The following is a 12385-nucleotide window of genomic DNA, read 5'->3' on the forward strand; positions in this document are numbered from 1 at the left end:
ATGTTACTGGTCTAGCGTTGCAGAAGGGGTTGAATTTTCTTTTCAACCGCTTCACGAGCACGGAAGATACGCGAACGTACCGTTCCCACAGGGCAATCCATAACCGCTGCTATTTCTTCGTAGCTTAAGCCATCGAGCTCGCGCAACGTCATTGCGGTTTTTAAATCATCAGGTAGTGCTTCAATCGCACCGAAAACAACACGTTTCAATTCATTGGACAACGTTAAGTTCTCAGGGTTCGAAATTTCTTTTAATGCACTACCTGTTTCGTAATATTCAGCATCTTCAGTATCCACATCTTGCGCTGGGGGTCTTCGACCCTGTGCAACAAGGTGGTTTTTTGCAGTATTAACGGCAATCCGATATAACCAAGTATAGAAGGCACTTTCACCACGAAAGCTTGGTATCGCTCGGTACGCCTTAATAAATGCTTCTTGTGCTACATCGGGAACATCACCAGGATTATTCACATAGCGAGAAATAAGATTGCAGACTTTGTTTTGGTACTTAGTCACCAATAAGTTAAATGCTTGCTTATCCCCATTCTGAACTCGCTCAATTAATACTTGATCGGTCAGCTGCTCGTTCATTCGAGCGGGTACTCCTATCGTTATTCGCTCCTATCTTCTCAGACATGAGCATTAATTATGCAAAATGTAGTCTTGACACCACTGCTTACTTGAGCACTATTGTGACCTAGCAAATAAAGATAAGTTCAAAAATTCTTCAAACTATTTTTACGCAATGAAGCAGTAAACTACCTATGGTTCAAATTGTGGGGATCTAGGTAAAGAAAAGCAATGCTATTTACGAACAATTGCATTCATGCAAAGCCATTCTTGCAGTGGTACTATAGCTGATTGACTCTTTTATTTTTGGAGTCTGATATGCAATTCAATGACAGATTTAAGAGTGGGATCGCTCTGAGTCCTTAGCCATTTTTCAGGAAGTAAATGGCTTAGGTACAACTTAACTCGGGAATAATAAAGTTTTATGAACGCAAACCGTGAACATCAGTGTGATGTGTTAGTGGTGGGTAGTGGCGCAGCAGGTCTATCGTTAGCGTTGCGTGTCGCAGAATACGGCAAAGTCATCGTGCTGAGCAAAGGAGCTCGCAGCGAAGGGGCTACCTATTATGCGCAGGGTGGTATTGCCGCCGTTTTCGATGAATCCGATAGTATTGAGTCACATGTTCAAGATACCTTGATCGCTGGCGCTGGCATATGCGAACAAGAGACCGTTGAGTTTATTGCCCGCAACGCAAAAGAGTGTGTGCAATGGCTTATCGATGGCGGTGTACCATTTGACCGTGAAGAGGACGACAGTGATGAAGCGCCTCGTTACCACTTGACCAGAGAAGGTGGCCACAGTCATCGCCGTATTTTACATGCAGCCGATGCAACAGGCATGGCAATGCAGACCTCACTACAAGATAACGTTCATAATCATCCGAACATCACAGTATTAGAGCGTCACAATGCTCTCGACTTAATCACGGAAGATAAAGTGGGTGGTGACAGTAAAAAAATCGTCGGTGCTTACATCTGGAACCGTAACCAAGAACATGTTGAAACCGTCCGTTCTAAGTTTGTCGTTCTGGCAACGGGTGGTGCATCAAAAGTGTACCAATACACCTCAAACCCTGATGTTTCTTCAGGTGATGGCATCGCTATGGCGTGGCGTGCGGGTTGCCGTGTAGCTAACATGGAGTTCAACCAATTCCACCCGACTTGTCTATATCACCCTGAAGCTCGCAACTTCCTGCTAACCGAAGCACTACGTGGAGAGGGGGCTTACCTTCGTCGACCTGATGGCTCACGCTTTATGCCTGATTTCGATCCGCGTGAGGAACTCGCACCGCGTGACGTGGTTGCCCGAGCTATCGACTTTGAGATGAAACGCCTTGGTGCAGATTGCATGTATCTGGATATTAGCCATAAGCCAGCCGATTTCATTGAGAAACATTTCCCAACCATCAACACACGTCTGCTGGACCTTGGTATCGATATGACCAAGGAGCCGATCCCTGTCGTACCTGCAGCCCATTACACATGTGGTGGTGTCATGGTAGAGCAGACCGGTCAAACCGACCTGTCTCAACTGTATGCAATTGGTGAAGTGAGCTACACAGGTTTGCATGGCGCTAACCGCATGGCCTCTAACTCTTTACTGGAATGTGTCGTCTACGCATGGGCAGCAGCAAATGACATCATCGCAAACCTCGATACTGCGACTTTGCCTCCGACGCTACCCGCTTGGGATGAGAGTCAGGTAAGCTGCTCTGACGAAGAGGTTGTTATCCAGCACAACTGGCATGAGCTACGCCTGTTTATGTGGGATTACATGGGCATTGTAAGAACCGATAAACGCCTGGAGCGTGCACTGCGCCGTATTCAACTTCTGCAGCAAGAAACCCACGAATACTACAGTAACTTCAAGGTTTCTAATAACTTGCTAGAGCTACGTAACCTGTTACAAGTTGCCGAGCTCATGGTGAGATGCGCCATGGAACGTAAGGAAAGTCGTGGCTTGCACTACACCTTAGATTACCCAGAGCTTGCAGAAAACAGCGGACCAACAATCCTAGAGCCTGAAAAGCTAAAATAAAACAAAGGGAGCCTAGTGCTCCCTTTTTAACATCACCACCAGCTCACGGTATTTCGCCTCGGGCAGAGAATCCCGCCATAGCATCACTCTGTGACTGTCCTTATGAAGAATCAGTAAACCTACCGGCAACAAGGTGAACACCACTTTTCGTATGTTGTGTAGTCCGTCTGCCAATTGATACTGGGTCGCTGATACGAAGTTCACCTCGCCTTGCAAAGATTCAAGCAATAGTGGTTCACAACGATCCTGCTTAAAAAGAAGATATACGAGATAAACGGTCGCCACTAATGGCAATGAAGAGAGAATGGCAATTGAAAAGGCCAATACCAGTAGCAAGGCATTGGCCTGAGAAGCGATAAATGAAGGAGCTAAAGTGACCTTAACGCACTTTGCTGAGGTTATGGGCGACAATCTTATCCACCATCGAAGCGTGGCCTAAGTTCTCGCTACGACCATGACCCATAATCCAGGTAAACAAATCCGGGTCATCGCACTCTAACAAAGACACAAAATCACGTTGTTCGTTTTCTTGTAGGCCATCAAAGCATTCTTCAAAAAATGGCATAATCACAACGTCGAGCTCTAACATTCCACGGCGACATGCCCATTTAATACGCGCTTTTTGTTCTGCGGTATACATTCTAATTCCTCACCTAATCGGTTGTTTGCGCCGAGTGTAACAAGCAAATTAATTCACAACTAGTGCGCTAGTCACACTCCCGAATAAGGTCATCATTTTCATTCATTGCGACTAGAATTAATGGCACACAACTCTAAAGGTTGTTTATCACTAGGGATAGGCGATAACATACGCCCATCAACTATTTACTAGGTAACAAACATGGATTGGCACAACGACTTTGCACCTCTTCAACTCGCGTCAAATGATGCAATTCCACAACTGGCTATTGCTCCGTTAAACTCTTGGGGCGCAATAACTATGATTGGGGATGATAAAAAGTCCTACCTACAAGGCCAGGTTACCTGTGATGTCGTCACTCTAGAGCCACACTTATCAACCTTTGGTGCACACTGTGACGCAAAAGGTAAGGTGTGGAGTGTATTCCGCCTTTTCCATCACAACGGTGGCTATGCGATGTTTCAGCCAACATCTGTTATTGACAAAGAGCTGGCTGAAATTAAGAAATATGCAATCTTCTCTAAAGTCGAGATTAAGCAAAGCGAAGAGATCGCTCTTGGTGTGATGGGTGAGAAAGCGACAGAGTTCATCGATAGCCTCTCTTCACAAACTGGCGACGTGCGTCCTGTTGAAGGTGGCACAGCAGTAAAAATTGATGAGCAACGCTGGCTATTACTTGTTGCTCCAGATGCCGCAGAGCAGCTAGTCACAACAAGTCAGGCTGACAAAGTCAACGAGTCACTTTGGACCTTGCTCGATATTAAAGCCGGTCTGCCAATCCTGACTGCTGAGCAGCAGAATGAGCATATTCCTCAAGCACTGAATGTTCAGGCCGTCGATGGTATTAGCTTCACTAAAGGCTGCTATACAGGCCAAGAAACCGTAGCACGCGCTAAATATCGCGGAATCAACAAGCGCGCTCTGTTTATTGTTAAAGGTGAGGCCCAACAAGATATCCCAGCGAATGCAGAACTTGAGCGCGCGGTGGGTGAAAACTGGCGTAGCGCAGGTAAACTTCTCGCTAGCTACCGTTTCAGCGACAACCAGGCTATCGCACTTGTTGTCCTGCCAAATAATCTTGAGGATGACACTCAACTACGCCTGAAAGACCAAGCAGATAGCCATTGGTCATTTGCTCCACTTCCTTACTCTTTGCAAGATGATGAGTAGTACCTTCTCTACCCATATCACTCAGTACCTTGAGTCTCAGCAGGTGAACTTTCGCCTGCTGCCCCACCAACGTCCCGCGACCACCATTGAAGATGCAGCAATGCAGCGAGGTATTCGTCCAGGCCAAATGGTTAAGTCGATCGTGCTTCGAGATATGAGCAATCGTTATGCTATCGCCTGTGCTCCGGGAGATCAGTCCGTCGATCCCAAGAAAGTGAGATCATTGCTGGATTGGCGCCGTATGACCTGCGTTTCTATGGAAGAAGTGGCAAGCTTAACCGGTTATCAAATCGGTACCGTGGTGCCTATCTTGCTACGCACACCAATGATCATTGTGTTTGATCAACAGTTACTCAGTGAGCCTGAAGTAACCATAAGTAGTGGATCAAACATGGCTGGAATCGCACTGCAATGTGAAGATTTGATCCGACTCTGTCAGCCTAAGATTGCCAACATATGTCGTGAGTAGCCCAGCCCGGAGCAACATAGGTGCATATCAAAGCAAATTATTGCAAACGATTTCATCAATTGGTGATTAGCATCTCATGCTTTATCATTAGTCGTTAAATTTTTATTCATTTTAAAAGCATAAGTAGTCACGAGCATTTTTTTGCAGTATTCTGCCTGTGTTGGTTAAAGTTCGATCAAGGAAGCATTTCCTTGAACGACACTCGCTTAAGAGTCGGTATGTAACTCATTAGGCGACGTGCAATCCTTCTCCAACAAAAAAAAGTGAATCCACTGATTGTTTCAGGACATCCACTTTTTGTGTAATGCATCTGTGACTATTCGCCCGCCTTGAAGCGGGCTTTTTTTTGTAAAATTTAACACTAAATTAGCATCTAATTAAAAAGTTAAACTATTCTTAAAACTGTCACATAGTTAAGGCTTAATATTTCACGGTTAAGGCCTTATACAAGTTCCTAGAACAGAACATAAATGAGGTAATTATCACAATAATTTGGATATTTATCCGTGAATTTGCCTACAGCAACACAAATATCCAAACTAGCCAATTTTGACTGCATATTCCCCCATCACAATCACACTATTAACGGCGGGAACTAAGTATAATTTGCAGTGCTTGCTAAACATAAGGACAAATGTATGAGACTGTTTAAGCGCTATACACCAGGTATGATTGCTAAACACATTAGTCGGCTATTTAAAGGAAGGATTTACATCTACGGAGTGGGTAAATTTGAGTTTGATAATGGTAAGCTCATCTTGCCAGAAAAGGCTGAACGTAGGCATTTCCAAGCGGTAAAAGAGATTAACAACGAAATCATGAAACTCCGCTGCGCTTACGCATAACAGAATTTAAAAAGGGTTGGCATTGCCAACCCTTTCCATTTAGTGAGTTTGAGATTTTATTCCTGAACGCTGTGCCAGTTTTGGCAGGTCACCTTTAAGACCAAGTGCTCGTTTCATAATCTCATCTTTTGCTCCAGGAAGCTGGCCAGCTAGCTTCATTCCGATACCTCGTATCAGCTTCTTAGCTGGATTGTTTCCTTCGAACAGATCTTTAAAGCCTTGCATTGCCGCGATCATCTTAGCCGCTTCAGCTTTACGCCAACGCTCATATCCACGCAGATTTCTCTTAGTACCAAAGTCTTCACCCTGCTGCCACACTTCTAATACTTGTTGAGCAAGGCTAGCAGCATCAAGCAGACCTAAGTTAACCCCCTGACCCGCTAATGGGTGAATGGTATGTGCAGCGTCGCCAACCAATGCAACACGTTCAGTGACAAAATCACGTGCGTAACGCATTTTTAGTGGAAATGCGAAACGCTCACCAACCACTTCACACAAGCCAAGTCGATTATCAAATTCTGCCGTCAGGACTTTACTGAACTCACTGTCTGACATACTCAGTAGACGTTCAGCGCGATTAGGCTCTGTAGACCAGACAATAGAGCTCAGGTTCTCTTCACCTAGTGGCAAGAAAGCTAATGGGCCCTGTGCAGTAAAGGTTTGACGAGCTACGCGATTATGAGGCTCCGCAGTGCGAACGTTTGCCACAATCGCGCTATGGCCGTAATCCCAATGTGTAAGTGGTATATCCTGTTGCTTTCTGACCCAAGAGTTAGCGCCATCAGCACCGACAACAAGTTTTGCCGTCAGAGACTGCCCATTATCAAGAGTCAGCCAGGCTTCACTTTCTCCGATAGCCATTGAGGCACACTTTGCAGGCATAAACAGAGATACGTTGCTTTGCTGCTTCACCTGTTCTAGCAGTGCCAGTTGAATCACTCGGTTCTCAACAATATGGCCAAGATCAGGTTGTGCGAGCTGCTGTGCTTCAAACTCGATACGAGCAAAACTATCTTGCTCCCACACTTCCATTGCCACATAAGGGGCAGCTCGACGCTGCATGATACCTTGCCACGCCCCAAGATTTCTCAGAATCGTTTCGCTAGAACGACTCAGGGCCGATACACGCACGTCAGGTAGCACGTCGAGTTCGCTAGACGGTTCGCGACTTTCAATTACCGCGATACGCAGGTCAGTATCTTTGAACGCAGAGGCAAGCGCCAGGCCTACCATACCACCGCCAACAATGGCGATATCTACACTTTGCATCATATCTTTATGTCCTTGTCGATGCCTCTAACGAGACACCAAACCTAATGTTCTTCTTAACAGTGGCGTCTTGAGTACTGGCAGATTGTCCATAGCAAATAGCCCTAAATTTCGACCAATTCGTGTTGCAAGATAATCATTTGAAAACAGGTGCACCAAGGAAGAAGTCATAGCTATGGTCGCGTGGCGGTCTTCTCTTCTCAACTGTTTAAAGTGCTTCAACACCTTGTAGCTACCTACATCCCCGGCAGCGTGAGCAACAATGCTCTCCGCCAGAGTAGCAACATCTCTAATGCCTAAGTTAAACCCTTGACCAGCAATAGGATGTAGAGTCTGAGCGGCATTACCAACAACCGCAAAGCGATGAGAAACATTCTGCTGACGATAGCGTAACAGCAGTGGGTAACTCGCTCGCTGACCGACTTTTTTCAAGCCACCTAATCGCCAGCCGAATGCAGACTGAAGCTGCGCAAGGAACTGCTCATCACTGTATCCCATGACTTCCGTTGCCTGTTCTGGTCGCAGGCACCACACCAATGACATTCGTCCTTCGGACATTGGTAACAAGGCGACGGGGCCGGAATCAGTGAAACGTTCAAACGCTTGACCATTGTGGGCAAGTTCGGTGGTGATATTGGCGATAACCGCCACTTGGTCAAAATCGTGCTCAGTGAGCTCTAAGCCTACTTGCTGACAACAAGTCGAGATAGCACCATCCGCTGCGACTAACAGTTTACCCTCAACCGCTGTGTCATTAGTGAGTGTGACTTGTACTTTTGTCTCCTCACGAATGACTTGGCTAACGGATGACTGAATCAGTTCAATATTGTTATCAAGCTGGGCTTGTTGATGATAGATACGACCCACATCAGCCAGTTCAACCACATAACCTAATGCCTCCAACCCAACCTCTTGAGTATCAATATCAGTCATCCCGGCATGAGAGCGGTCAGAGACATGAATATGTTCAATCGGGGTTGCAACTTTCGCAATTTCATCCCACAAACCGAATTGCTTCAAGATAGAAACAGTGCCATAGGAGAGCGCAATAGAGCGGGAGTCAAACCCAGGGTGCGCCTGATGATCAACCTGAAATGGCTCTATCACGGCAATAGACAAAGGTTGTTGAGAGAGCTTGTTAATTGCCAGCGCCAGGGTCATCCCCGCCATCGCGCCACCAGCAATAACGACATCAAACTGCTTCATCGGGATACCTATTAATGAATCGTTGGAGCCTGTTTCTCGGCCGGCTTTTGACCAAACTCAGCGTGAATAGTTAACACACACGCTTTAACGTGCTCGATCACCTGCTCAAGCAATTGAGCTTGTTCTTCAAGGTCATCGTCTTCATCAATACCAAGCTTGGCGATCTCTTCTAAATCTGCCAGTGCTTCTTTGACATCACTTGATGCTTTGCTTAATGCAGCATTGATAAGACCAAGACCAGAAATAAAGTGATTAACCCACTCAGCTAAACCGTCAGCGACATCAAATAGAGTGGCACTTGCTTCTTCATCTGGAAGTAGCATCTCTAGATCCATACCAGAACCAGTCAATTCTTGGGTGGTTGCATCTAGTGTTGCTTCCGCCAACTGCAAAGCTTTGCTTGGCCAGCCCATACCCTCACTCACATAGTCATAGACAAGTGGCTGCCAGCTTTTATCTGTCAGGCTTAAACCGCCACTGAGCATTCCAGTCAACAGGCCGTGAAGTTCTGCAGGGTTTACTGCTAAGCCAGCAGACTGTAATTCACTGGCAAATGTCAGATAATCAGGTAGTTTGGTGTCGCTCATTGCTATGACCTAAAATAAAATAAATATCCTCAATCGTATCACTTACCAAAGCAGGCGAAAACGCGTGATTGTGCAATTGTGGGTAGCATTTACACAAATTGCCCAATTACTGTGTTATTACACACTGATTTTGGTCAGGGCTTCGTGAAAAGCTTGAATCTTAATAAGGCTTTTTCTATAGTTTCTCCCTCGGTGATTATCTGCTTTATCACCTTAGACAACAGATATAGAGTCGGTATGAGTAATCAAGCGGTAGAAGTCGAAATCTTAGGCAAATTAACTCGTGTAAACTGTCCTGCAGGACAAGAAGAGTCTTTGATCAATGCAGCAGCACGTCTGGATGATCGCCTGAAAGAACTTGCGGCTAAAACCAAGATGACGAATGAAGTACAATTACTGACCTTTGTAGCGTTAAACTTTTGCCATGAACTTGAAGTTCGTGACAATGACTCAAAGCAGGAACAGGATGCGATGGTTGAGCGTATGGAATTGCTCTCTGCATCTTTAGATAATGCCATTAGTAAAGTTAAGCCAGGACAGCAGTAACCTTTACAGCACAAGAATTTACCCTGGAGTGTGCGTGAGGGGATTAAGTCCCTGAGCCGATAAGCAATACCCAAGGGTTAGTACTTGATAACTATTGAGCAAGCTCGGCTTGAACCGAGAAGCCTACGGTTATCTCTGCTGATCCGCCTTGAACCAGCTGGTTCAAGGGTCCATATCTCCAACGGCACTCTGGGGTATCCCTTTCTCGATACCCAGTAACTATGGGTAACGTCATGACTCTTTCACGACAAGACTTACGTAAGATCATTCGCCAGAAGCGCAATTCACTCAGCAGCGATGTGCAATACCTGGCTGGATTAGATCTGGTAACACAGTTCAAGCAACTGGCGGAAATCACCTCAGCACAACATATCGCTTTGTATATCACGGCTGATGGCGAGATCGACACCAAACCGCTCATCGAGTGGTTGTGGCAACAGGGAAAAGAGGTGTACCTCCCCGTCATCCACCCATTCTCTCACGGCCATCTGCTTTTTCTCCGCTATGCTAGCAATACCCCTATGGTGCTCAACCAATACGCGATTGCGGAACCGAAACTCGATCAAACGCAAATCATCCCTGTCGCCCAACTCGACCTCATCTGCACACCTTTGGTTGCTTTTGACGCTAACGGACATCGCTTAGGTATGGGGGGCGGCTACTATGATCGGACCCTAGAACCTTGGTTCGACTCCAAGCAGGGCCCGAAAGCGATTGGTTTGGCCCATGACTGCCAGCAAGTCGACTCGCTGCCAATTGAGTCTTGGGATGTACCTCTGCCTAAAATAGTGACACCAAGCCAGATCTGGGATTGGGAATAAAGGGCAATTGAAGCTATAATCGCGCCCGCAATCGATTTTACTACCGCCTCTAGGAGATGAGCATGACTCAAGATGAAATGAAGAAAGAAGCTGGTTGGGCAGCACTTAAGTATGTTGAAAAAGGCAGCATTGTTGGTGTTGGCACTGGCTCTACCGTAAATCACTTCATCGATGCACTAGCAACAATGAAAGATGACATTAAAGGTGCAGTTTCAAGCTCTGAAGCTTCAACAGAGAAGCTGAAAGGCCTGGGCATCGAAGTATTCGACTGTAACGAAGTTGCTATGCTAGATATCTACGTTGATGGTGCGGACGAAATCAACGCATCTCGCGACATGATCAAAGGTGGCGGTGCTGCGCTGACTCGCGAAAAGATTGTTGCGGCTATTTCTGAAAAATTTGTATGTATCGTTGATAACACTAAAGCAGTCGACGTACTTGGTGAGTTCCCACTGCCAGTTGAAGTTATCCCAATGGCTCGCTCTTACGTTGCTCGTCAGCTTGTGAAGCTTGGCGGTGACCCAGCTTACCGTGAAGGTGTAATCACAGATAACGGCAACGTTATCCTAGACGTGCACGGCATGAAAATTACTGACCCGAAAGATCTAGAAGATAAGATCAATGCAATCGCAGGTGTTGTTACTGTAGGTCTATTCGCTCACCGTGGTGCTGATATTGTTATCACTGGTACGCCTGAAGGGGCAAAAATCGAAGAGTAACCCGCTCTTTTTGGTTATTTCATTACAAGCGGCGCCAATTGGCGCCGTTTTTTTCATTTTAATCAATAAATATTCTGCCTTATTCCGTAATTTTCTTACCCAAAGTGTATTTTTTTTGTTAAGTTAATGGTCAGAAGACGCACAAGGAAAACGTTTGCGTACTATATAACGTCTATAAAAACGTTTGCTTTACTTGCTTTTGCCCAATGTGCGCCAGTTAAAGCCCAATTTCCCCACTTTAAGGAAGAAGACAATGGCCAAAGTTTCACTGGAAAAAGACAAAATAAAAATTCTCTTGCTTGAAGGTCTACACCCATCATCAGTAGAAGTTCTTCAGGCTGCCGGCTACACCAATATCGAATACCACAAAGGCTCACTTCCAGAAGAAGAACTTCTTGAAGCAGTTAAAGATGTGCACTTTATCGGTATCCGTTCGCGTACTAACCTATCGGAAGAGGTGATCAACGCAGCGGAGAAGCTAGTTGCTATTGGCTGTTTCTGTATTGGTACTAACCAAGTGGATCTTAAAGCTGCTGCTGTTCGCGGTATTCCTGTCTTTAACGCACCATTCTCAAATACACGTAGTGTCGCGGAACTGGTTCTAGGCCAGGTTCTACTACTATTGCGCGGTATCCCAGAGAAAAACGCTTTGGCTCACCGTGGTATCTGGAAAAAAAGTGCCGAGAACTCTTATGAAGCGCGCGGCAAGCGTCTGGGTATTATTGGTTACGGTCACATCGGTACTCAATTAGGCATCATTGCTGAAAACCTGGGTATGCGCGTCTACTTCTACGATATCGAGAACAAACTATCGCTAGGTAACGCAACACAAGTTCATACAATGAGTGAGTTGCTAAATAAGTGTGATGTTATCTCGCTACACGTACCAGAGACTTCTGGAACCAAGAATATGATGGGCGCAGAAGAGTTTGCTCGTATGAAGCCTGGTTCAATTTTCATCAATGCGGCGCGCGGAACTGTGGTAGATATTGAAGCACTATGCCATAGCCTGGAAGCAGGTCACCTTGCCGGTGCAGCGATTGACGTATTCCCAACTGAACCTAAAACCAATGCAGACCCATTTGAGTCACCACTGCAGAAATTCGACAACGTTATCCTGACTCCACACGTAGGTGGTTCAACTCAGGAAGCGCAAGAGAACATCGGTGTTGAAGTTGCAGGTAAACTGGCTAAGTACTCAGACAATGGTTCAACCCTATCAAGTGTTAACTTCCCAGAAGTATCTCTTCCTGAGCACCGTGACTGCTCACGACTACTTCACATCCACCAAAACCGTCCTGGTATCCTGACGCAAATTAACACCATCTTTGCTGAAGAAGGTATTAACATCGCGGGTCAGTACCTACAGACTGCTGCGGATTTTGGTTATGTAGTTATCGATGTAGAAACAGAGCGTTCTGAAGAAGCACTGAAGAAGCTGAAGAGTATCGAAGGCACAATTCGTGCGCGTATCCTTCACTAAAAGGCTTGCTACTGATCAAAAAA

The 12385-nt window shown here is 45.9% G+C and carries 14 protein-coding genes and 1 other RNA gene; 9 read left to right on the plus strand and 6 right to left on the minus strand.

Annotated elements, in window-relative coordinates; genetic code table 11:
- Positions 1–11: 11 nt before the first annotated feature.
- Positions 12–590 (minus strand): RNA polymerase sigma factor RpoE, encoded by a 579-nt coding sequence (gene rpoE / locus RH46_RS00945; protein ID WP_006877510.1) that lies wholly within the window; start codon positions 588–590, stop codon positions 12–14.
- A gap of 403 nt (positions 591–993) precedes the next feature.
- On the opposite strand from rpoE, the gene nadB reads away from it, so the two are divergent.
- Positions 994–2607 (plus strand): L-aspartate oxidase, encoded by a 1614-nt coding sequence (gene nadB / locus RH46_RS00950; protein ID WP_006877511.1) that lies wholly within the window; start codon positions 994–996, stop codon positions 2605–2607.
- A 12-nt stretch (positions 2608–2619) separates the two neighbouring features.
- Here the strand turns inward: nadB and RH46_RS21675 are convergent, their stop codons facing one another.
- Entirely contained in the window at positions 2620–3018 is a 399-nt protein-coding gene (locus tag RH46_RS21675) for a protein YgfX (protein WP_239925112.1), read from the minus strand.
- Positions 2987–3247, minus strand: coding sequence for an FAD assembly factor SdhE (locus RH46_RS00955; protein ID WP_006877513.1), 261 nt, complete (start codon positions 3245–3247; stop codon positions 2987–2989). Before RH46_RS00955 ends, RH46_RS21675 begins: the two co-directional genes overlap by 32 nt.
- A gap of 201 nt (positions 3248–3448) precedes the next feature.
- Here RH46_RS00955 and ygfZ point away from each other — a divergent pair, with 201 nt between their 5' ends.
- From ygfZ to RH46_RS00970, 3 genes are all read left to right on the plus strand, one after another.
- On the plus strand, positions 3449–4417 hold the full coding sequence (ygfZ, locus tag RH46_RS00960; RefSeq protein ID WP_006877514.1) for a tRNA-modifying protein YgfZ: 969 nt from the start codon (positions 3449–3451) through the stop codon (positions 4415–4417).
- The gene (locus tag RH46_RS00965) at positions 4410–4886 is read left to right on the plus strand and encodes an aminoacyl-tRNA deacylase (protein WP_006877515.1); all 477 of its coding nucleotides are present in this window, start codon (positions 4410–4412) and stop codon (positions 4884–4886) included. Before ygfZ ends, RH46_RS00965 begins: the two co-directional genes overlap by 8 nt.
- A gap of 638 nt (positions 4887–5524) precedes the next feature.
- Positions 5525–5731, plus strand: coding sequence for a DUF1107 domain-containing protein (locus RH46_RS00970; protein WP_006877516.1), 207 nt, complete (start codon positions 5525–5527; stop codon positions 5729–5731).
- Positions 5732–5770: 39 nt separating this feature from the next.
- Here the strand turns inward: RH46_RS00970 and RH46_RS00975 are convergent, their stop codons facing one another.
- From RH46_RS00975 to RH46_RS00985, 3 genes are read right to left on the minus strand one after another with little or no spacing between them, the layout of a single operon-like run.
- Positions 5771–7003, minus strand: coding sequence for an FAD-dependent 2-octaprenylphenol hydroxylase (locus RH46_RS00975; RefSeq protein ID WP_006877517.1), 1233 nt, complete (start codon positions 7001–7003; stop codon positions 5771–5773).
- Positions 7004–7027: 24 nt separating this feature from the next.
- Positions 7028–8206, minus strand: a complete 1179-nt coding sequence (ubiH, locus tag RH46_RS00980; protein ID WP_006877518.1) for a 2-octaprenyl-6-methoxyphenyl hydroxylase — start codon at positions 8204–8206, stop codon at positions 7028–7030.
- Between the two features lie 11 nt (positions 8207–8217).
- The gene (locus RH46_RS00985) at positions 8218–8793 is read right to left on the minus strand and encodes a YecA/YgfB family protein (RefSeq protein ID WP_006877519.1); all 576 of its coding nucleotides are present in this window, start codon (positions 8791–8793) and stop codon (positions 8218–8220) included.
- A 237-nt stretch (positions 8794–9030) separates the two neighbouring features.
- On the opposite strand from RH46_RS00985, the gene RH46_RS00990 reads away from it, so the two are divergent.
- From RH46_RS00990 to serA, 5 genes are all read left to right on the plus strand, one after another.
- Positions 9031–9339 (plus strand): cell division protein ZapA, encoded by a 309-nt coding sequence (locus tag RH46_RS00990; protein ID WP_006877520.1) that lies wholly within the window; start codon positions 9031–9033, stop codon positions 9337–9339.
- Between the two features lie 17 nt (positions 9340–9356).
- A non-coding RNA gene (gene ssrS, locus RH46_RS21680) (6S RNA) lies at positions 9357–9539 on the plus strand.
- Positions 9540–9572: 33 nt separating this feature from the next.
- Positions 9573–10160, plus strand: coding sequence for a 5-formyltetrahydrofolate cyclo-ligase (locus RH46_RS00995; RefSeq protein ID WP_006877521.1), 588 nt, complete (start codon positions 9573–9575; stop codon positions 10158–10160).
- A 62-nt stretch (positions 10161–10222) separates the two neighbouring features.
- Positions 10223–10879 (plus strand): ribose-5-phosphate isomerase RpiA, encoded by a 657-nt coding sequence (gene rpiA, locus RH46_RS01000; RefSeq protein WP_006877522.1) that lies wholly within the window; start codon positions 10223–10225, stop codon positions 10877–10879.
- Between the two features lie 253 nt (positions 10880–11132).
- Positions 11133–12362 carry a phosphoglycerate dehydrogenase gene (gene serA, locus RH46_RS01005; protein WP_006877523.1) on the plus strand — a complete coding sequence of 410 codons (1230 nt, stop codon included), beginning with the start codon at positions 11133–11135 and terminating at the stop codon, positions 12360–12362.
- Positions 12363–12385: the final 23 nt, after the last annotated feature.

Source organism: Vibrio brasiliensis LMG 20546 (genome assembly GCF_000189255.1).
Classification (GTDB): Bacteria; Pseudomonadota; Gammaproteobacteria; order Enterobacterales; family Vibrionaceae; genus Vibrio; species Vibrio brasiliensis.